The 19,598-nt window shown below is 57.0% G+C and carries 19 protein-coding genes and 2 pseudogenes; 9 read left to right on the forward strand and 12 right to left on the reverse strand.

Going from position 1 to position 19,598, the window contains the following annotated elements; genetic code table 11:
- The first annotated feature begins 120 nt into the window (after window positions 1-120).
- Window positions 121-852, forward strand: coding sequence for a LexA family transcriptional regulator (locus tag ALO80_RS20110; protein WP_054984740.1), 732 nt, complete (start codon window positions 121-123; stop codon window positions 850-852).
- A gap of 303 nt (window positions 853-1,155) precedes the next feature.
- Here the strand turns inward: ALO80_RS20110 and ALO80_RS32100 are convergent, their stop codons facing one another.
- Window positions 1,156-1,542 carry a hypothetical protein gene (locus ALO80_RS32100; protein WP_235812503.1) on the reverse strand — a complete coding sequence of 129 codons (387 nt, stop codon included), beginning with the start codon at window positions 1,540-1,542 and terminating at the stop codon, window positions 1,156-1,158.
- A gap of 121 nt (window positions 1,543-1,663) precedes the next feature.
- Here ALO80_RS32100 and ALO80_RS20120 point away from each other — a divergent pair, with 121 nt between their 5' ends.
- Window positions 1,664-1,909, forward strand: a complete 246-nt coding sequence (locus ALO80_RS20120; RefSeq protein ID WP_055010280.1) for a helix-turn-helix domain-containing protein — start codon at window positions 1,664-1,666, stop codon at window positions 1,907-1,909.
- 30 nt (window positions 1,910-1,939) lie between these two features.
- On the opposite strand, the gene ALO80_RS20125 is transcribed toward ALO80_RS20120, so the two are convergent.
- The 10 genes from ALO80_RS20125 to ALO80_RS20170 all read right to left on the reverse strand — a co-directional run bounded on the left by ALO80_RS20125 (window position 1,940) and on the right by ALO80_RS20170 (window position 10,026).
- Window positions 1,940-2,983, reverse strand: coding sequence for a WavE lipopolysaccharide synthesis family protein (locus ALO80_RS20125; protein WP_055010281.1), 1,044 nt, complete (start codon window positions 2,981-2,983; stop codon window positions 1,940-1,942).
- A gap of 54 nt (window positions 2,984-3,037) precedes the next feature.
- Window positions 3,038-3,643, reverse strand: a complete 606-nt coding sequence (locus ALO80_RS20130) for a hypothetical protein (RefSeq protein WP_055010282.1) — start codon at window positions 3,641-3,643, stop codon at window positions 3,038-3,040.
- Window positions 3,640-5,415, reverse strand: a complete 1,776-nt coding sequence (locus ALO80_RS20135) for a hypothetical protein (RefSeq protein WP_055010283.1) — start codon at window positions 5,413-5,415, stop codon at window positions 3,640-3,642. Before ALO80_RS20135 ends, ALO80_RS20130 begins: the two co-directional genes overlap by 4 nt.
- On the reverse strand, window positions 5,415-5,735 hold the full coding sequence (locus tag ALO80_RS20140) for a hypothetical protein (protein ID WP_055010284.1): 321 nt from the start codon (window positions 5,733-5,735) through the stop codon (window positions 5,415-5,417). Before ALO80_RS20140 ends, ALO80_RS20135 begins: the two co-directional genes overlap by 1 nt.
- Window positions 5,732-6,463, reverse strand: coding sequence for a glycosyltransferase family 2 protein (locus tag ALO80_RS20145; RefSeq protein ID WP_055010285.1), 732 nt, complete (start codon window positions 6,461-6,463; stop codon window positions 5,732-5,734). The genes ALO80_RS20140 and ALO80_RS20145 overlap by 4 nt, the downstream gene beginning before the upstream one ends.
- Window positions 6,460-7,098, reverse strand: a complete 639-nt coding sequence (locus ALO80_RS20150) for an HAD family hydrolase (protein ID WP_055010286.1) — start codon at window positions 7,096-7,098, stop codon at window positions 6,460-6,462. Before ALO80_RS20150 ends, ALO80_RS20145 begins: the two co-directional genes overlap by 4 nt.
- A gap of 7 nt (window positions 7,099-7,105) precedes the next feature.
- On the reverse strand, window positions 7,106-7,720 hold the full coding sequence (locus ALO80_RS20155) for a PI-PLC domain-containing protein (protein WP_055010287.1): 615 nt from the start codon (window positions 7,718-7,720) through the stop codon (window positions 7,106-7,108).
- A gap of 1 nt (window position 7,721) precedes the next feature.
- Window positions 7,722-8,483: a glycosyltransferase family 2 protein gene (locus ALO80_RS20160; RefSeq protein WP_055010288.1), complete on the reverse strand. Its 762-nt coding sequence runs from the start codon at window positions 8,481-8,483 to the stop codon at window positions 7,722-7,724.
- Between the two features lie 65 nt (window positions 8,484-8,548).
- Window positions 8,549-9,253, reverse strand: a complete 705-nt coding sequence (locus ALO80_RS20165; protein ID WP_055010289.1) for an ABC transporter ATP-binding protein — start codon at window positions 9,251-9,253, stop codon at window positions 8,549-8,551.
- Window positions 9,250-10,026, reverse strand: a complete 777-nt coding sequence (locus ALO80_RS20170) for an ABC transporter permease (RefSeq protein ID WP_055010290.1) — start codon at window positions 10,024-10,026, stop codon at window positions 9,250-9,252. Before ALO80_RS20170 ends, ALO80_RS20165 begins: the two co-directional genes overlap by 4 nt.
- Before the next feature lie 312 nt (window positions 10,027-10,338).
- Between ALO80_RS20170 and yghU the strand changes: the two are divergent.
- The 7 genes and pseudogenes from yghU to ALO80_RS20205 all read left to right on the forward strand — a co-directional run bounded on the left by yghU (window position 10,339) and on the right by ALO80_RS20205 (window position 18,204).
- Window positions 10,339-11,182, forward strand: a pseudogene (gene yghU, locus ALO80_RS20175) (glutathione-dependent disulfide-bond oxidoreductase).
- 202 nt (window positions 11,183-11,384) lie between these two features.
- Window positions 11,385-12,401 (forward strand): annotated as a pseudogene (locus ALO80_RS20180) (PDDEXK nuclease domain-containing protein).
- A gap of 81 nt (window positions 12,402-12,482) precedes the next feature.
- Window positions 12,483-13,649, forward strand: coding sequence for a cystathionine beta-lyase (gene metC, locus ALO80_RS20185; protein WP_055010291.1), 1,167 nt, complete (start codon window positions 12,483-12,485; stop codon window positions 13,647-13,649).
- Between the two features lie 102 nt (window positions 13,650-13,751).
- Window positions 13,752-13,997 (forward strand): exodeoxyribonuclease VII small subunit, encoded by a 246-nt coding sequence (locus tag ALO80_RS20190; RefSeq protein WP_002551852.1) that lies wholly within the window; start codon window positions 13,752-13,754, stop codon window positions 13,995-13,997.
- Complete coding sequence (locus ALO80_RS20195; RefSeq protein ID WP_054986039.1) at window positions 13,994-14,881, forward strand: polyprenyl synthetase family protein; 888 nt, start codon at window positions 13,994-13,996, stop codon at window positions 14,879-14,881. Before ALO80_RS20190 ends, ALO80_RS20195 begins: the two co-directional genes overlap by 4 nt.
- Before the next feature lie 161 nt (window positions 14,882-15,042).
- Window positions 15,043-16,917, forward strand: coding sequence for a 1-deoxy-D-xylulose-5-phosphate synthase (gene dxs, locus ALO80_RS20200; protein ID WP_055010292.1), 1,875 nt, complete (start codon window positions 15,043-15,045; stop codon window positions 16,915-16,917).
- 72 nt (window positions 16,918-16,989) lie between these two features.
- Window positions 16,990-18,204: an AGE family epimerase/isomerase gene (locus ALO80_RS20205; RefSeq protein ID WP_055010385.1), complete on the forward strand. Its 1,215-nt coding sequence runs from the start codon at window positions 16,990-16,992 to the stop codon at window positions 18,202-18,204.
- A 35-nt stretch (window positions 18,205-18,239) separates the two neighbouring features.
- Here ALO80_RS20205 and ALO80_RS20210 read toward each other — a convergent pair whose 3' ends face one another.
- Window positions 18,240-19,004 carry an SDR family oxidoreductase gene (locus ALO80_RS20210; RefSeq protein ID WP_054986041.1) on the reverse strand — a complete coding sequence of 255 codons (765 nt, stop codon included), beginning with the start codon at window positions 19,002-19,004 and terminating at the stop codon, window positions 18,240-18,242.
- Window positions 19,005-19,598 lie beyond the last annotated feature (594 nt).

A 19,598-nucleotide genomic window follows, 5' to 3' on the forward strand; every position in this document is an offset into this window, starting at 1 on the left:
TATAAGAGACAGATATTCATTCCATCTGTAGTCCGGATAGCCGCCACCCCCTTGGGATAACGTCGATCTCAACACCTCGTTCATTTAAACGCTCTGGCGACGCCCGTAGACTTCGCTCCTATGAATACATCAGGTGATCGACTCCGCATCCTCCTTCGGGAGTGCCATCTCACAGCGACTGACTTTGCCGCCAACCGCAAAATCACGCCGCAACACGTCAATAACTGGTTCAAGCGCGGCGTGCCCATGGCACGAATTGACGAGGTGGCTGAGCTGCTGACCGTCAACGCTCGCTGGTTGCGCACCGGCGACGGCCCCAAACACCCCAACGACCGCGCCAATGAGACCACCAGCGCTGATACCCGCGTCATGATTCATCAGGCAAGAAACGTGTCGCGTGGAGATGTGGAAATCCAGATCTTCATGGAGATCGAATCCACCCATGGCATCGGCAAAACCGTGCTCGCCGAAGCCCCCGGCCAGAAAATCCGCCTGCCCCTGCAAGTCCTGCAGAACATGGGCATCGACCCTAAAAACTGCATGTGCGTTGCCATGGTCGGCAACAGCATGGCCGACAAAATCCAGGACGGCTCGATCCTCGGCGTCGACCGCGAACTGACCCAGGTCATCGACGGCGAAATCTACGCCCTCGAACACGGCGGCATCCTGCGCGTGCGCTACCTCTACCGCCTCCCCAATGGGGGCCTGCGCCTGCGCAGCCACAACGACGCCGAATACCCGGACGAGCTGTTCAGTGCAGAAGACATAGACCGGGAGAAAATACACATCCTGGGCTGGATATTCTGGTGGTCGACACTCAATAGCCGACGCAATGCCATGCTGCTGTTGTGAGAGGGCTCGGCGCTGGAAGGTATTCGGGCTGGGCATCGCCAGGGAATTTCAGTATTCTGTGCGCCATCCAGAGCACCTGGCGCTTTTAAGCGGTGGGGTGTTTGAACGGGGCATGTGATCCGTTTGCCCTGTTGTCTATTCGCGCTTCTTCAGGAGCGCATCTGTTGAAGGCGATTGCGGTTTATCAAAAATAGACCGGAACCGCCTACGAGAAGCCGGCCACAAGCCGGCTTTTTAATGTCTACTGCTTTCTTCCTGCGGCCGGACAGTGGATATCATTTGCTTTAGAAGCTTCCAGCCAGATCAGCCGCTGGCAGTACTTTGTTGGTTGTCCGATGGCCCCAACCGCCTCCGCCGCGCCACCAATGCCCGGCGCAGGGAAACATCCGCGTACTCCATAAACAGCGTTGCCAATCGATTCAGCGCTGCCTCTTCCTCTTCACCGCCCACGATTGAATCAAAGCCGAGCGCACGCTTGTTCTGTTCGGGCAGTTCTTCCCAGCTGGTCATGAGATAGGCGTACATGGCGCTGACGACTTGCCGTTGGGTCAGGGCGCCAGGTAATGACGTAGATGGGCCAACACCCTGCCAAGGCTTTAGCGCACGGCATCGCGGGCACAGATTTCGCGTGAGCGACGGGCCGAAGTAACGGTGCTTAAGACTCAGCAACCGCGCTTTTCTGACTTTCATACGGCCTCCTTGAACGTGTACGTGCATCCTTGAGACAAGTATCTTAATCGAAAAACCTATTTTGGGATAATCCCAAATCAGGTTTATTTAGGTAGCCGAACTATTCAGACGGCGCGCCTACGTGAAAACCATCCATAACGTTCGCTACCAGGCGTTGCTTGATCTTTTGCTGGAAGCCCGCAATGCAGCCGGTATGACGCAAAAAGAATTAGCCGTCAGACTCGGGCGACCGCAGTCATTTGTCTCGAAGACAGAGAATGCCGAGCGCAGGCTCGATGTCATTGAGTTCATGGATGTCTGTCGAGGGATCGGGACTGACCCATATGCGCTGCTCAGGAAACTGGATGACCGGTTCTGTAACGCCTGACGTGTTTTCTGTAACGGCCCCGATCAATCTTCAAACCCGATACGACTCCGCATGCCCTACTTTCCTCAGCGTGCGCCAGTACGAACGAATGCGCTTGGCAAGCGCCGGCGAGGTGCTGAACAGTACGATGGTCGCAAAGGACACCCACCAGCCGGGACGCAGGCAGGTCAGCAGGTATTGATTGAGCCAGATGCGCGCTATTCTCAGTCTGTAGCGCCTTGTATCGAGACGCTGCAACTGCTCTATATCAGAGGCTTTGTAGAGCGTCTTCAAGACGTGGCGGCTTGTCAAAAAGCGCTCGGGAAAATCGACACCAGCTTCATGATGGTTCAGCACCCTGAAGTTGCACCTCAAGACGTTATCCCACAGTTTCAGATTGCTCAGCCCCACCTGGCAGGGCCGTGCGAGCCGGGCGTCAATGCCGCTCCTGCGCATGACGCCAAGCATAAGTGCCTGCTCTGCCACCATGCGAGCGGACGTATAGCCGATGAAGTTTCCAAACGGGTTGCGAGACGGCCTTTTGTTGAAAAGCGCGTCCCTTTCGAACAACGGTTGATCCCACATGGCGAGCATGGCTTCGCGGGTGCCGAATTGAACAAGGTCCGATATGTGGAACAACATCGGTAACCGCTCAGGATCACGAATATAAAGTGTAGTGGTAGTGATGGGCGTGTCGAACAGCTGTGTTTCGCCTGGCTCGGTATCATCAGATCGACCTATGACAGCCAGTGCAGCGCTGGTCAGGTTGTGATCGGCGCGCATTTTCAGGACATAGGGCCTTGAAGCGCTCTGAATACCGCATAACGTTGATCGCAGCATGCGATTGATGTTGATCTGATTACCGGCGTCGTCGACAAAGGTGCCCGGATCATCCGACAGGATGAGCTGATCCGCCTCAACCGCAGATATATCTTCATGACGCCAGGTCGAAACGATGATTTCGGCATGTGGCAGGTGCGTTCGGATCGATGTGATGCAGGCGAAGATATTCCGTTTGGAACTCAGGTTGCGGCACAGAGGGCCCTGAATAACCACGCTGATTTTTCTGGAATCAACGACCACAAGATGAGGCATGTTGTTAACCTTGTAATGAGAAGCGCCTGCTACTGACGGCCAGTGGCAGATCAGTCAGTGGGATCTCGCAACACGCCGAAAGACGCGCAGAACAACATGCCTTACTCGACGTAATACGCCGGCCAGCAATGGAATACTCGTCAGCACCCTCTCAAGACGAATAACCATGAACAGCCTGCCGATCTGAACAGAACGGGCTGAGGCTGTTGTGCTTGCCGGCAAATTGTTGAACGACGCATTGAAGGCTCGCGAATAAATACCCAGATACATGGCGGGCACCCTGATCACCAGGTTTCGCTTTCGAAGCCTGACGCTCAAATAGTTGTAGCGAGCAATTTTCCGGATGAAGTCCATACAGGTGGTCGAGTCATGCTGGCCAAAATCAATCAGTACCCAGTCGCTTTCGACTTTATCCATGTGCTGGGCAATTCTGTGCGCCGCAATACCGCTCAGACCATTGTCGTGAAGAAAATCATCCAGGCTGAACAGAGCGTGTTCAGTCGATGACTCGCTGACGGGTAGTTCGTTCAGGTTGTAGCGGTCATCAATCACGAGTATGGGAACGGTCTTTCTGGGCTCGTGGCGAATGCGCGCCAGCTGACAGATCAACTGATGGCAGGCGGTGCCGGGGCTCGAATGAGAAACGACGAATACCTTCACTTCGCCCCCTTGCTGCAGGACATGAAGGGAGTCGAATTGTAGATGGCCCTTACCGCAGCCCACAGGCTTTCAAAATAGAAACTTTTCCCGTTATTCCGATAGGCGCGAACAGCTGAAATCAAAATGCCAGGGAGCGACAGAAGGTTGTGGTGAAAGTAATCATCCTGCTGGCGAAAAAACCAGGTCTGCGTACCGCGTTGACGCAACATATTGCGCACTTCGCAGCTCTCGGTGATCAGTGTGCGTTTGGCCAGCACAGGCTCTGTGAGGAAGCGATTGACCAAAAACTCCTTACGCATACACGGTAGCTGGTCAAGCAGCACAAGCCTCTCGAAGTCGCCGATAAACTCTCTGACCGTCTCACTGTCGTTTTTGAACGCGGACTGCTGCACCACGGTATCGATCAGTTCGACCCAGGCTCGAACAGACAGGTGATGAAGACCGGTTGGAATAACCACCGCAGACGGGTTGGCCAGGTATTTGTCAGCGAATTGCCGCAATCTGGCCAGTGCAGTATCGGCAGACAGATTCAAAAGAGGTTTCTTTTCCAGCAGAGACACATAACAAGCCCCGGATATCTCAAGACATCCGTTAACTGATTCGACGGGAGCCTTGCCGCCCAGTAGTGCCCGGGAAGTCACTGACTGAGTGATACCGAATGGGTTGATGCGGTTTGGAATGCCCGCCCTGGAAGCTCGTAGTGCATGCTCTATGTCTTCGTATTCGACCCAGTGGAGAGACTCGTCCAGAGGACAGGCATTCCACACGTCCCTGCGGCAAATATAGAGGCTGCCTGTCGGGTAACTGGCGTCGTTGTTGTAGCGCATCGGGCTGGCGTAACAGAATCCGGTCAGGTCTACGTCCGGGAATACTGACGGCGCAATGGACAGAGCCTTACCGTTGGTGCGATGCAGCCCTTGAAGTCCCTGAGCAACCTCTGCCATGGCCATGCCGTAATCGGAATAGCGGCGCGGGTGCATACTGATTCGATTATCGAAGAACATGCTTTGCAATGTCATCAACGGATAGCGCGGGCCAAAGCGGCGGACAACTTCCCCGAAGTGTTTTGGCAAAAAGACACGGTCATGCAGGATCACCAGATTGCTGTGTCTGGCCTCCAGAGCGAGGCGATTTTTCTTTTTGCCTATCTGCACGGGCGGAGCAGTAATGTCCTCCCCCACGATACGGACCTTGTCGAAATAGGCGAAGTTACTTCCCGGGGTACCGCACAGCAGTATTTCCTTGTGCGGGATGTCAATTTCCAGAATGCGCTTCACGGCGGCATTGAGAACGGTAGCGTCGCCTGGACCGACGGGAATGCCGAAGGTCCAGCTATCGAGATCGTCGTTCAACTCCGCCGTCAGCCTGGATACTTTCGTGTAAGTGACGGAGTTGGCCGAACGCGCAATGACCTTGAGCGATCCCGTAAAATATTCACGATCCAGATAGCAATCGATAGGCGTGTCTTCGATAACCGTGATTTTTTCGCCAACATTCAGAAAGTGGGCACCGTCCCATAGCAACAGAGGGGCCAGCGGTGAATCGCTCTGGACGCCATAAAAACAGTAGCCACCCGCCCCATACATGCACAATGGACGCTGTGCGGCATGCAGTTTCCTGATCACCCGTTCAGGCTTGCGGAACGGATGCGCTCGGAATGAGATGAGGCTGGAACACTCATGGGACAACATTAGCCCCAACGGGAGGCTGCGCAGACTGCTCGTCGATAGGTAACCAAGAGAAGGATGGTGCTGGAGAAGGGTGGTTTTCATCAGACGACGTACTTGTCGGCAAGCGCGCCCGGCACCTTCACCACAACAGTGGTCGCATCGGTAAGCGCTTCGAACGCCGTGATATCGCCCGGCTCCAGAATGATGATGTCACCTGCATTCCAGATCTGATCCCGCATGTTGACGGATCCGGAGATGAGTACGGTTATCTCGGTGGCAACCTTGTGGTAATGGGCAACTTCCCTATCGCCCGCCTTGTAAGTCTTGACCCCGACCTCACAGGAACCGGTCTTGAACGCAGCAGGTTCGAAGTCACCCACGAACCAGCCTTTGACCATATCTTCCAGCCGTGCCGTTTTCATCGAACGTCTCCTGCTTCGAAAGCGTGAAGCTGGCTATTGGTTTTCAGCGGTCGGTACTGGCCCGGTTCGATCCGGTAGGCACCAATTTTTTTCTGTAACAGCACCAGTTCATTGAGGGCCGGCGCTATGTAGAAGTTGTCATTGACCCTGGCATCCTTGCGAATCATCTCTTTCGCCGCGGCTACGAACAGCGAGCCGGATCTGAACCAGTACACGCCGGCAATCGCATGGGGGCTGATCGGGTTTTTCTCGGCAGCTTCAATGACGCGTCGGTCGCTATCCAGACGCACGAATGAATAACGAGGGTGCAGTGAGCTGAAGATAACGACTCCGGCATCTTCATCGTTTTCCCGAAACGAACGCACCACCTCCCGCAACTCTATATCCACAAAATCACTGACACTGAGAATCAACAGCTCATCATCGTTATCGATTTGTCCGCTCGCCAGTAGCGCTGTGCAGGCGGCGCCCCGGGTGATGTTGTGAACAGGCAGAACGCTTGCCGAAGGGTGCATCTGCTGGAGCATGTTACGGAGATGCAACCGGGTGACATCGTTGCTCGAGAATGTGCAGATCATCCTGCGCGGCTCAAGCGCGGCACAGTTGTCTATCAGCGTATGAATCAGAGGCTTGCCGTTGCACTCGCGCAGGTATTCCGGGTACTCGCCATCGTCGGGCGACGTCTCCCCTTTCTTGCCTGCCAGGAGAATGATGTTCAATGCGCTCACAGGCCAGCCACCTTGTCGAAGTTGATCGATTGGACCTTGCCAAGGATGTTATGGAGGTTTACCTCACAGGTTTCAGCCACGACCAGAACATGGGCCCCGGAGTCTCTGGCAGCCTTGATGCCATTCTCGTTATCTTCGACGATCAGGCATTCTTCGGGCTCAAGACCCAGTTGCATGATGGCCTTGGTGTAAATATCGGGGGCTGGCTTGGCATGCCTGACATCTTCGTTGGAGAGCTGCAGATCGAGGTATTGCCCCAGGTCTGCCCTATTCATCATGACCTCCACGGTGTTGCGAATGGAGTTGGATGCAACCGCCAGCTTGTAACCCAGTGCTTTCAGCGATGACAACGCGTACTGATGCACAAACGTCGGTTTGCACTGGGCGTAGACAATCTCCATGGTGTACTGCTGCTTCATCTGATTTATGAACGCGTGCAACGCCACCGGCAGGTCGCGCTCGATACTCAGCATGTCAAGCTTGCGCGAGGTGGGCAGGCCGTCGTAGGCAGTGAGGTGTTCATGACGACTGATGTTGTAACCGAACAGGCTGAGGGCTTTGTTCAGTGCATCGTAATGCCATTCCTTGGCTTCGATGAGGACGCCGTCCATATCGAAAATCACTGGCTTGATCATGATTGCCTCACTTGAAGAAAGTGGCTGCGTCTTCGGGAATATCAGTGCACAGCGTCAAACTGTCCTGCAGCCTGAAGTCGAGCAATTGCTGCCAAAGTCTGCGGTGGTCACGCCCGTGCAACTCGGGTGACACCACACAAACCTGCTTGCCCTGCGACAGAAGATCGCCAATGACCTGATTGGAGAACCACTCCCCCTCGAAACCGTCAACCCAGATGCCTGCTGCCTGTTCAATCCAGGCTGGCGACGGTTCAACTTCACTGAGACGGGTGTAAGTGATGACGTTCGCGTGGAGGTAACTGCGCATGTCCGGTACGGCCATGTCGAAGGCAAACCAGTTGGTATGGCCGTATCGGGCGAAGGTTCTAACAAGCGCCTGGGCCATGCCATCGGCCTTGATGTTGACGGCCAGCGGCAGGTTGCGACCCGCCATGATGTCGAGCAGACCATCAAGCGTCAGCTCACCGCCAACCGGCATGTCGTGAGAAATAACCAGTTGACCTGCCACATCACGAACGTCGGTTTCCGTGCCGAAACCGAGGTCGAATGAACGATGAAATGCCTGGGGTAAATTGCGCTCGGGCTTTTGCAGCCAATAGCCGCGGTGGCTGATGATCTGCATCTCAGGCCTCTCTTCCCAAGGCTGCCTGCCTGCTGAGCGGCAACGACAGGAACCGGTCAAGGTCCGCCGGTATACCCAGCCCGTACATGCCGTGACCCTCTGCACCGATACTGTAATGAATGACCTTCGCACCCTGCCCGATGAGTTCGTTGTAAGCCGGTGCAATATAGAACTCGCCATTGACGCGAAGATCTTTCATGACCATCGCCTCGATGGACGAGATCAACCGGCCTGCGCTGCGAAAGTTGTAGATGCCGACAGTCGCTTCATCGGAGATAACCTGCTTTTCCACCACTTGATTGATAACGCCTTCTGCACTGAAGCCCACAAATGACCACTTTGGATCGCTGGCTTTCATCGTCATGATCAAGCCTTCTGCGTCATGCTCGTTCATTGCCTGCAGGTAGGCGTTGATGTCCGCGTCGACATACTGATCACTGTTGGCAATCATCACTTGCTGGTTATCGTCGAGCAGATGCCGTGCGGCATACACGGAGCACGCAGCACCACCTGTCAGCCCATCAAGCTCGACAATGTCGCAGCCAGGCGCCCAGGTGGAGAGTTTTTCCCTGAGGTCATAGTGGGCGACCTGTTGCGCCTGGCAGATAAAGATAAACCTGTGCGGGCAATGCGGCGTCAGGTTGTCGATCACGATCTTGATCATCGGCACCCCATGCACGGGGATCAACGGCTTTGGGTCGGTGTAACCCGCCACTGCAAAACGGCTCCCGGCCCCGGCCATCGGAACGATAATTTGCAGCATGGAAATACCTTTATGAGTGGGTGATTGCAAAGTGGGCAGGACGCTTGACGTTACAGTGCAATGAATCAGTAATAACCGTGCTCAGTCATCCGGCCGTGCTCAAGCATCAGATAACGCTGGCAAAACTCCTTGCCCTCTTCTACTGCGTGAGTAACAAGAATCAAGGCCATGCCGTCATCCTGCATCGTGCGGATTCGTTCGTGGCACTTGTGTTTGAACGCCTCGTCTCCTACGGCAAGTACCTCGTCCGCCAGCAAGACCTGTGGTTCAACGTGAACCGCTACTGAAAACCCCAACCTCATGTACATACCCGATGAGTAGTTCTTCACCGGTATGTCGATGAAATCCCCCAGGTCGGAAAAGTCGACGATGTCGTTGAAGCGCGAACGCACTTCCTTGTTACTCAGCCCGAACAGGCTGGCATTGAGATAGATGTTTTCCTCCCCCGTCAGCTCAGGGTGGAAACCCACCCCGATTTCGATCAGAGGAGCCACACGCCCTACGGTGGTGAGGCGTCCGCTGGTGGGAACAAGAATGCGCGAAACCAGCTGCAACAGCGTGCTTTTGCCTGAGCCGTTATGCCCCACCAGTGCGAGCGAATCGCCTTTGTGCAAGCTGAACGATACGTCGCTGACCGCCGTGAATGTTTCTGCACGCTCACGGTATTGAGCGTCAAACAACCCCAGAAACTTCTTCTTCAAGCCGCCCCTGTTGTGGCGAAGAACAAACTGCTTGGTAAGGTTTTCGGCCTTGATGACAACACGGCTCATAAATACTCCACCACGTTGTCCACTTTCCTGAACAGGGCGAGCCCGGCAAACAGCGAGGCAGCCCCCATTGACACGCAAAGCAGCAGATCACGGGTGTCTGGAACGACACCGGCATGCAGGATGCTGCTGAAGCTATTGAAATACAGCGCGATAGGGTTATAGGCCGCTATGCTGGCGACACCTTCGGGCAGCGAAGAGGTGACCCACACTATTGGCGTCAACCAGAACAGTAAAGGCAGAAACACGTCGATGAAATGTTTGGCATCCCTTACCGTCACCTGGATGACACTGAGTGCCAGACCGACACCCATGATCAATGCCATGAACGCGATCAGGACAATTGGATAAAACAACAACGCGCGTGAAAATACGCCGCCGAGCATGGCAAATAACGCGGCATACACAAGCATGCAGCCTGCCCAGAAAACAATAATCGCAAGTGCTCCGGAAATGGGCAGCAACAGACGGGGAAAGCGCAACTTCCGAATAAGGTTCCCGTTATTGATGAGCCACTCGCCACTTTGTGAAACGATTTGCGCAAGAAGCATCCAGTGGACGATGCCTGTCACCAGATGAAGCGCAAAGCGGTCCTGACTGCTGGGAAGAATGTAGGTGAAAACCGTGTAATAGGTAAGCGTTACAACCAGGGGATTTCCCAATGACCATACGAAGCCCAGCGTCGCCCCCATGTAACGGATTTTTATTTCCTTGGAGACCAGATTGATGATCAGGTCACGCCACTTCATAACGCCTGGACTGCAAGACGACGGCATACGATATCCAGCTATTAACAGGTAAACCAGAGAGAACGACTTTGACAATCAAGTTTATAAATGGATAACCTTGAGGCCCGCGCTGTGGGCACATGTTCTCTTCTTTTACCGACCTACAGCTATAGGACGACGCCTTAGTTGATGTGGGAATATTCCACAAGCTACCAGCGGCAACCTGATTCCTCTTCGCTGCCCCGCTATGCCTGCTCAGAATCGCAAGGCACTTCCATCTGCTCACGTTGATCTATAACGTCAAGGGTCATTCGCAATGCGATCGACCCGGCGATCAATCTTGAACAAGCGAGGCTCCTCATGACCCAGACCACTTACACTCCACCGAAGGTATGGCAGCAGGACACACAGGCGGGTGGTACGTTCGCCAGCATCAACCGGCCCGTCGCCGGTCCCACGCATGACAAGGTGCTGCCCGTCGGCAAGCACCCGCTGCAGCTTTACTCACTGGCCACCCCCAACGGGGTGAAAGTCACGATCATGCTGGAAGAGCTGCTGGCGCTGGGGCACAGCGGGGCGGAATACGATGCCTGGCTGATCCGCATTTCCGAGGGCGAGCAGTTCTCCAGCGGTTTTGTCGATATCAATCCCAATTCCAAGATCCCCGCGCTGCTGGACCGAAGCCACGAGACACCTGTCCGGGTATTCGAGTCTGGTTCGATCCTGCTGTACCTGGCGGAGAAGTTTTCCAGTTTCCTGCCCGCCGACCTGGCAGGCCGCACTGAAACGCTGAACTGGTTGTTCTGGCAGATGGGTGCTGCGCCTTATCTGGGCGGCGGGTTCGGGCACTTCTATGCCTATGCGCCGGAGAAACTCGAATAACCCCATCAACCGGTTCGCGATGGAGGCCAAGCGTCAACTCGATGTGCTGGACCGTCGCCTTGCAGAACACCGCTATCTGGCCGGCGACACCTACACGATTGCCGATATTGCCGTGTGGTCATGGTATGGCGCACTGGTGCGCAACAAGGTGTATTCGGCAGCCGAATTTCTCTCGGTACACGAATACCCGAACCTGATTCGCTGGACAGAAGAAATCGCCGCACGCCCTGCCGTTATCAAAGGCCAGAAGGTTAATCGCACCTGGGGCGAAGAGTCGGATCAGGTTCCGGAACGGCATGATGCGTCCGACCTGGATAAATAAGGCGCAAGTCAAGACCTGCGCAAACAGAAACCTGATGCTACAAAACCATAGAAGATTCTGGATCGGACAGGCCTGATCCGGACGTAAAGTAGCCGTCCTCAGCCACTGCCCAAGGACGCACTCTTATGAGCCGGACAACTGCCCTTCCAGCCTTTCGCTCGCAACCGACCGCCGGATTGCAACGCCGTGGAGTACTTTCGGCATGAGTACTCCCAGCGCGCCGCATACGTCTGTAACTGATCGCTTCGACGAAGTGCTCGCAATGATCAAGGGCGCTCGACAGCAAGCCGCCCAGGCGGTCAATACGCAGCTGATCGAGCTTTACTGGCAAGTAGGCGCTTACATCAGCCGCAAGATTGAAAACGCCGAGTGGGGTGACGCGGTGGTCAACCAGCTTGCTGAACACCTGGCCACAACCCAGCCAGGGCTACGCGGGTTTACGCGCAGCAACCTGTTTCGCATGCGTCAGTTCTATGAGATTTATCGCGCCGAAGAGAAAGTCGCACCACTGGCGCGACAATTATCCTGGTCCCATAACCTGATCATTTTCAGCCAGAGCAAACGGCCCGAAGAGCGCGAGTTCTACTTGAAAATGGCGACTCAGGAAAGGTGGTCAAAACGCGAGCTGGAACGCCAATTCAAAAACGCCCTGTTCGAACGCGTTGTCACCCAGCCCGCCAAAGCCTCGGCGATGCTCAAGGAAACCCGACCGGACGCACTGGATGTGTTCCGTGATGCTTACATGGTGGAATTTCTGGAGCTGCCGTAGGGGCACGCAGAAGCGGATCTGCATGGCGGCTTGCTGCAACGTCTGAAGGATTTTCTGATCGAACTGGGTCGCGACTTCTGCTTTGTCGGCTCAGAGTACGCGCTGCAGGTCGGCGGACAGGATTTTGCGCTGGATCTGCTGTTTTTCCATCTTGGCCTCAACTGCCTTGTTGCCATTGAACTCAAGGTCGGCCGCTTTCAGCCGGAATACCTCGGCAAACTGGACTTCTATCTGGAAGCCCTGGACCGGAATGTACGCAAGCCCCATGAGAACCCCGCCATCGGCGTTTTATTCTGCGCCAGCAAAAACGATGAAGTGGTCGAGTACGCCCTGAACCGCTCGCTTTCACCCGCATTGATTGCCGAATACCAGACCCGACTGCCGGACAGGCAGTTATTGCAAGCGAAACTGCATGAGTTCTACGCGAGCGCCGCCCTGAACGAACAGTGATACCTGTCAGACGCACAGATGCATTACGCTTGCAGGCACCTGAACGGCAGCCTGAATACCCTTCACTTCCCGGAGCCTCCAATGCCGCAAGACAAAGACCCTCGCGCCCACACTGCCCTGTCGCAACGCGGCCGGAGCGCCAGCAGCGGGCCGGGGCTTGCGGTCAATCCGCCGATCGTGCGTCTCAGCACGGTGCTGTTCGACAGCCTTGAGAGCTTGCGACAAGCGGAAATTCGTACCGCAGGACCAGAGCGCTCGCTGACCTACGGCGCGAATGGCAACCCGACGGCGTTTGCCTTGCAGGACCTGATATCGGAGCTTGAAGCCGCGCACGGCACCTGCCTCTACCCGACCGGGCTGGCGGCAGTGGCGCAGATGTTCCAATCGTTTCTGCGCCCGGGCGATCATGTGCTGATAACCGAGTCGGTCTACGGTCCCGTTCGGCGTCTGGCAAGAACGATGCTTTCGGCCTTCGATATCCAGTTTGATTTCTATGCGGCCGACGGCAGCAATGTGCAATCGCTGATCAAGGCCAATACACGGATGATCTATGCCGAAGTCCCGGGCTCACTGACGTTCGACATGTGTGACCTGCCAGCTCTGTCACGGATATGCAGGGCCAGAAATCTGCTACTGGCTGTGGATAACTCATGGGGCTCGGGGGTGCTGTACAAGCCGTTGGAACTGGGCGCGGACATTTCGCTGATGGCCCTGACCAAATACGTGGCCGGGCATTCCGACGTCATGATGGGCAGCGTCAGCACCACTGAGGCGCACTGGAAAACCCTCAGTAGCATGAACACCGCGGTGGGTAATACCGTCAGCCCCGACGATGCTTACCTGGTGCTGCGCGGTGCCCGCAGCCTGGCAGCGCGCATGGCCATGCATGAGCGCCACGCAATGCAGGTCGCGCGATGGTTGCAGGACCAGCCTCAGGTAGCCCGTGTGCTGTATCCCGCATTACCGGACGATCCCGGGCACGCTATCTGGAAGCGCGATTTCCACGGCTGCAACGGTTTGCTCAGCTTCGAGTTCAAAACGCTTGACCGGCAGGTGTCGGACCGTTTTACAGGCGCCTTGAAACTGTTCGGGATCGGTTACTCCTGGGGCGGTTTCGAAAGCCTGATCACTGAGGTCGAGCAGTATGGTCCTGACAAGGGCGTTGGCCCGATGCTGCGGCTGCAGATTGGCCTGGAAAGCCCGAAAGATCTGATCGCTGACCTGCAGAACGGGTTTGCGGCAGGCTGACCGCGACGGTCGCTCACAGAGCGTGGGTCTGTCGCCGTAATTTGCCCAGACGCCCTCGCTCTGCTAGTGTCGCGCGGTTTAACCTCTACCGGAAATGCCCCCATGGCCCGCAAGAAAGCTGCACTGGATTTCGAACAGTCACTCGCTGATCTGCAAGCGCTGGTAGAGCGGCTGGAGAACGGCGAGTTGTCTCTGGAAGACTCCCTGACCGCCTTCGAGCAAGGCGTGCGCCTGACCCGCGACTGCCAGAGCGCCCTCACCCAGGCCGAACAGAAGGTCCAGGTACTGCTGGAGCGCGATGGCGAACTGAGCGAAGAGCCGTTCGACGATGCGGAACTTCCCGAATGATCGCGAGCTATCAAGCGCAAAGCCAGACCCGCGTCAACGCAGCACTCGAAGAACTGTTTCAGGCACCGGGTCCTGAACTGAACCGCCTTTACGAGGCCATGCGCTACAGCGTGATGAATGGCGGCAAGCGTGTGCGCCCTTTGCTGGCGTACGCGGCATGCGAAGCGCTCGGCGGCGTGGCCGAGGATGCCAACGGTGCCGCTTGCGCCGTTGAACTGATCCATGCCTATTCGCTGGTACACGACGATTTGCCGGCAATGGACGATGACGATTTGCGTCGCGGCCAGCCGACCACGCACAAGGCTTTTGATGAAGCCTGTGCCATCCTCGCAGGCGACGGCCTGCAAAGCCTTGCATTCACCGCGCTGCTCGCGCCACACCTGACGTCACGCGATGCCGAAACGCGTCTGCAGATGGTCGGCACCCTTGCGGCCGCTGCCGGACCGGCAGGAATGGTCGGCGGGCAGGCCATCGACCTGGGCTCAGTGGGGCTGAAGCTCGATCAGGCCGCGCTGGAGTATATGCACCGGCACAAGACCGGCGCGTTGATCGAAGCCAGCGTCCGGCTTGGCGCGCTGGCCAGCGGTCAGGCCGATCAGGTACGCCTCGACGCCCTGCAAGTCTATGCCCGCGCGATCGGTCTGGCCTTTCAGGTTCAGGACGACATTCTCGATGTCGAAAGCGATACTGCAACGCTCGGCAAGCGCCAGGGTGCCGACATCGCTCGTGACAAGCCGACCTACCCGGCGCTGCTGGGCCTGGAAACCGCCAAGAGCTACGCACTGGAGCTGCGCGATCAGGCGCTGCATGCACTGAGCCCTTTCGATGCCGCCGCTGAGCCATTGCGCGAGCTGGCACGCTACATCGTCGAACGCCGTCACTGATCATCGTCAGGCAGAACCCGAAACCGGCTGAATCAACCACTGTTCATCGGGTCTCAGTCATTAAGCGTGTCAGTCGACGGGTCATCCGCCGACTCACTTCATGGGCAGCGTGCGATGCATAAGGTAAACTGCCGCCTCTTTTACTTATAACGATTCGCCTGATGCCCACGACGTTCAAAGAGATTCCCCGCGAGCGCCCGGTCACGCCGCTGCTTGACCGAGCCGATACCCCGCACGGCCTGCGCCGTCTGGGCGAAGCCGAGCTGGAAACCCTGGCCGATGAACTGCGCCTGGAGCTGCTGTATTCCGTTGGCCAGACCGGAGGGCATTTTGGTGCCGGCCTCGGGGTCATCGAGCTGACCATCGCGCTGCATTACGTTTTCGACACCCCGGACGACCGTCTGGTGTGGGACGTGGGTCATCAAGCCTATCCGCACAAGATCCTCACTGGCCGTCGCGCGCGCATGTCCACCCTGCGCCAGAAGGACGGAGTCGCTGCCTTTCCGCGGCGCAGCGAGAGCGAGTACGACACCTTTGGCGTAGGCCACTCCAGCACCTCGATCAGCGCCGCGCTGGGCATGGCGATTGCTTCGCGCCTGCAAGGCAGCGAGCGCAAGTCCATTGCCGTGATCGGCGACGGCGCACTGACTGCCGGCATGGCCTTCGAAGCGCTGAACCATGCGCCGGAAGTGGCGGCCAACATGCTGGTGATTCTCAACGACAACGACATGTCGATCTCGCGCAATGTCGGCGGGCTGTCGAATTATCTGGCCAAGATTCTTTCCAGCCGCACCTACAGCAGCATGCGCGAAGGCAGCAAAAAAGTGCTGTCGCGCTTGCCGGGCGCATGGGAGATCGCACGCCGAACCGAAGAATATGCCAAAGGCATGCTGGTCCCCGGCACGCTCTTCGAAGAGCTGGGCTGGAACTACATCGGCCCTATCGACGGCCACGATCTGCCGACCCTGATCGCCACATTGCGCAACATGCGTGATCTGAAGGGCCCGCAGTTTCTGCACGTCGTGACCAAGAAAGGTAAAGGTTTTGCGCCAGCCGAAGTCGATCCGATCGGTTATCACGCGATTACCAAGCTTGAGCCGCTGAATGCGCCTGTCGCCCAGAAGAAGATCAGCGCGCCGAAGTATTCCGGGGTGTTCGGTCAGTGGATCTGCGACATGGCCGAGGCTGACTCACGACTGGTGGGCATTACGCCGGCGATGAAGGAAGGCTCGGACCTTGTGGCGTTCAGCGAGCGTTTCCCGCAGCGTTACTTTGATGTTGCCATTGCCGAACAACACGCCGTCACACTCGCAGCCGGCATGGCGTGCGAAGGCAGCAAGCCCGTCGTGGCGATCTACTCGACCTTCCTGCAGCGCGGTTACGATCAACTGGTGCATGACGTTGCGGTACAGAACCTCGATGTACTGTTTGCCATTGACCGCGCCGGGCTTGTGGGTGAAGACGGCCCGACTCACGCGGGCAGCTTCGACCTGTCCTACCTGCGCTGCATCCCCGGCATGCTGGTCATGACGCCGAGCGACGAAAACGAACTGCGCAAGCTGCTCAGCACCGGCTACCTGCACACCGGACCTGCGGCAGTGCGCTACCCGCGCGGCACCGGCCCGAACGCAGTGATCGAGGCCAATCTTGACCCGGTGGAAATCGGCAAGGGCGTTGTGCGTCGGCAAGGTCAGGGCGTTGCGATACTGGTATTTGGCGTACAGCTGAGCGAGGCGCTGGTGGTGGCCGAGAAGCTGGATGCGACGGTAATCGACATGCGTTTCGTCAAGCCTCTGGACGAGGCTCTGGTAAGCGAGTTGCTGGTCACGTTGGAAGAAAACGCAGTGATGGGCGGTGCGGGTGCTGCAGTCAGCGAATTCCTGGCACGCGCCAATATCCTCAAGTCGGTATTGCACCTGGGCCTGCCGGATGTCTACGTCGAGCATGCCAAGCCTGCGCAGATGCTGGCCGAGTGCGGGCTGAATGCCGCAGGGATTGAAGCGGCGATCAATGAGCGGCTGGCGTTGATTGGCTGAATGATCCAGGTTCCTCACGCGCCAGGCGTGAGGAACGATCACCCCGACCCCGCGAGCAGCAATCCTGATAACATGCTGCGCACTTCGACACTGCCGCGATGCCAGCCGATGCCCCATGTGACCCGCTCCGCCTCCACGCCTGAATTGACCTCGGTGTTCGCTGCCTTGCAGCAGCATTTCATGCAGGTCGTCGTTCCTCTCTGGCAGGGCCCCGGCTGGAACACACAATTGGCATTGCCTTACGAAGCGCTCGACGCAAACGATCAGCCGCTGCCGCCGCAACGCTACCGCGCGATGGCCTGTGCGCGTCAGCTGTTTCTGTTTTCCAGCCTCATCGAGAGTGCCGAAGTACCGAATGCGCGGACTCGGGCCAGCGAGTTGTTTCGCTCGTTACAACAGCATTTCCACGATGCCGAGCATGGCGGTTGGTTCTACAGCATCGATCCGCAGGGCAGACCTCTGGATCGCCGCAAGGACCTTTACACCCACGCTTTCATTATTTTTGCCTGCGCACATTACTGGGCGAAGGTACAGGACCCGCTGGGAGAATCCGTGCTCAATGCGGCGCTCAACGTTGTGGCAGAGCGCTTTGCCGATGATGACGGGCTGTATGAAGCGCAACTCGATGAAGACTGGTCGACGCTGGGCACTGGCCCGCTCCAGAACCCCTTGATGCATCTGGCGGAGGCCTTTCTGGCTACGCTGTCAGTGCGTGCCGACCCTGCAACGCAGTCAGCGCTGGACGCACTGCTTATCCACATGCAGCGCCGTTTTGTCGACACTGCCACGGGGGTAATGCTCGAGAAACCGTTGGGCACTGTGGATAACTGGTACGAGCCAGGTCATCAGTTCGAGTGGTTCTTCCTGCTGCAATCGCCGCCGGAGCTGCACGGGCGCGAGCTGCACGACTCAATGACCCGCGCATTTACCCACGCTCAGACGCAGGGTGTCGATCCTCAGAGTGGGGCGGTAACTGCGGCGCTGACGCTTGATGGCACAGTGCGCGACGCTACCCAGCGCATCTGGGCTCAGGCGGAATATCTGCGGGCCATGGCCTTGCGGCCGGAATGCGAGACGGGTTTGACGGAGCAACTGTCAGCCTTTGCGCAGCGCTTCCTGCATGCCACGGGCTGGAACGAATGCGTGGAGCCCGATGGCACTGTCAGCCGCAGCGACATGCCTTCGACTACGCCTTACCACCTGGCAACCTGTTACACAGGACTGGCCGATTTTGTCGAAAATCGCTTCGTCAGCGCATTCCCGCCGCCTGCACCTGCAGACAGCTGATCGGGCCGCACTCGCGCGGCCGATCAACCACTCAATCAACCGCGGTTACGATCAATCGCAAACCCGGCCCAGGTCTGGCTGACAGGCATCAGTTCCAGACTGTTGATGTTGACGTGCGCCGGGGTGTTCATGATCCAGAAGATCGTGTCGGCAATGTCCTGAGGCTGGATCGGCTCGGCACCCGCGTAAGTAGCGTCGTACTTGGCCTGATCGCCCCCGAACCGCACCAGCGAGAACTCGCTTTCGCACAGCCCCGGTTCCAGGTTGGTGACACGCACGCCAGTGCCGATCAGGTCGTTGCGCAGGTTCAGCGAAAACTGCCCGACAAACGCCTTGGTGCCGCCGTAGACGTTGCCACCCGGATAAGGATAGTTACCGGCCACCGAACCCAGATTGACGATGCTTGCACCGCGACCATGGGCAATCAGGCGTGGCAGTAGCAGGCGCGTGGTGTAGACCAGGCCTTTGACGTTGGTGTCGATCATGGTGTCCCAGTCATCCAGATCGCACTTGGGTGCAGGATCGATGCCCAGCGCCAGACCGGCGTTGTTGATCAGTCCGCGAATGGTGGCAAACTCTTCAGGCAAATCTGCAATGGCGCTCTCCATCGCCTTGCGGTCACGCACGTCCAGCACCAGCGTATGCACCTTGGCCTGCTTCGACAGTTCGGCGCTCAAGGCATCCAGTCGGTCCTTGCGACGACCGGTCAATACCAGCGACCAGCCTGCTTCGGCAAAACGGCGGGCACAGGCCTCACCAAAACCGGAAGTAGCGCCCGTGATGAATACAGTGGAAGTCATTTCGTTCTCCTGACATGGCGCAAAAACAGCCGCGCCTGTTAATAAGTTCTGGCGAGGGCAGCAGAATGCCCGTCAGCGGGACTTCGATGCAACAAGCCCGTGTCTTTGTACAAAAAACAACCAACCTGAGCCAGGCCATACAGCACGGGCCTCGCAGGCAGTTTTGCCCACCTTATCCACAGTCAGGCACACAGTCTCTGGGGGCAAGTCATTACGCTGCAGGTCCCGTGGTTCGAGGCCTCCAGCGGGTCTGGAGAAGTTTTTCGCTTGACTTTGCCCAGCGCCACTATGAAGCCATGTAGCGTCAGAAAACCGTGATGACCTGTAGCCCACACGTAGTAACGTCTGGATCACTATTTCCAAGGCTTGTTAACAGACTTATCCACAGCCTTTGCAACTCAAATACCTGTATGAACGACCAGCCTGAATGCTGTTGACAAATACCCCTGAGAGTTGGTCAAAAACCTTTGTACAAAATTTAACCACACCGCTACAGACCTTATGCATAAAGGGCTACAGACAAATACTCCCAAGTTATTAACAGCCGGTTCCACAGTAAACCTGAACAAGTCAAAACGGTGACAAAACAACCGT

The sequence above is a fragment of the Pseudomonas caricapapayae genome, from assembly GCF_001400735.1.
Classification (GTDB): Bacteria; Pseudomonadota; Gammaproteobacteria; order Pseudomonadales; family Pseudomonadaceae; genus Aquipseudomonas; species Aquipseudomonas caricapapayae.

What these genes read in the sequence shown, in the direction of transcription:
- ALO80_RS20195 (WP_054986039.1), top strand. Translation starts at nt 13,994, where the DNA reads ATGATCGCGAGCTATCAAGCGCAAAGCCAGACCCGCGTCAACGCAGCA.
- ALO80_RS20110 (WP_054984740.1), top strand. Translation starts at nt 121, where the DNA reads ATGAATACATCAGGTGATCGACTCCGCATCCTCCTTCGGGAGTGCCAT.
- ALO80_RS20155 (WP_055010287.1), bottom strand. Translation starts at nt 7,720, where the DNA reads ATGCAGATCATCAGCCACCGCGGCTATTGGCTGCAAAAGCCCGAGCGC.
- ALO80_RS20170 (WP_055010290.1), bottom strand. Translation starts at nt 10,026, where the DNA reads ATGCCGTCGTCTTGCAGTCCAGGCGTTATGAAGTGGCGTGACCTGATC.
- dxs (WP_055010292.1), top strand. Translation starts at nt 15,043, where the DNA reads ATGCCCACGACGTTCAAAGAGATTCCCCGCGAGCGCCCGGTCACGCCG.
- ALO80_RS20135 (WP_055010283.1), bottom strand. Translation starts at nt 5,415, where the DNA reads ATGAAAACCACCCTTCTCCAGCACCATCCTTCTCTTGGTTACCTATCG.
- ALO80_RS20160 (WP_055010288.1), bottom strand. Translation starts at nt 8,483, where the DNA reads ATGCTGCAAATTATCGTTCCGATGGCCGGGGCCGGGAGCCGTTTTGCA.
- ALO80_RS20140 (WP_055010284.1), bottom strand. Translation starts at nt 5,735, where the DNA reads ATGAAAACGGCACGGCTGGAAGATATGGTCAAAGGCTGGTTCGTGGGT.
- metC (WP_055010291.1), top strand. Translation starts at nt 12,483, where the DNA reads ATGCCGCAAGACAAAGACCCTCGCGCCCACACTGCCCTGTCGCAACGC.
- ALO80_RS20210 (WP_054986041.1), bottom strand. Translation starts at nt 19,004, where the DNA reads ATGACTTCCACTGTATTCATCACGGGCGCTACTTCCGGTTTTGGTGAG.
- ALO80_RS32100 (WP_235812503.1), bottom strand. Translation starts at nt 1,542, where the DNA reads ATGAAAGTCAGAAAAGCGCGGTTGCTGAGTCTTAAGCACCGTTACTTC.
- ALO80_RS20150 (WP_055010286.1), bottom strand. Translation starts at nt 7,098, where the DNA reads ATGATCAAGCCAGTGATTTTCGATATGGACGGCGTCCTCATCGAAGCC.
- ALO80_RS20205 (WP_055010385.1), top strand. Translation starts at nt 16,990, where the DNA reads ATGCTGCGCACTTCGACACTGCCGCGATGCCAGCCGATGCCCCATGTG.
- ALO80_RS20125 (WP_055010281.1), bottom strand. Translation starts at nt 2,983, where the DNA reads ATGCCTCATCTTGTGGTCGTTGATTCCAGAAAAATCAGCGTGGTTATT.
- ALO80_RS20165 (WP_055010289.1), bottom strand. Translation starts at nt 9,253, where the DNA reads ATGAGCCGTGTTGTCATCAAGGCCGAAAACCTTACCAAGCAGTTTGTT.
- ALO80_RS20190 (WP_002551852.1), top strand. Translation starts at nt 13,752, where the DNA reads ATGGCCCGCAAGAAAGCTGCACTGGATTTCGAACAGTCACTCGCTGAT.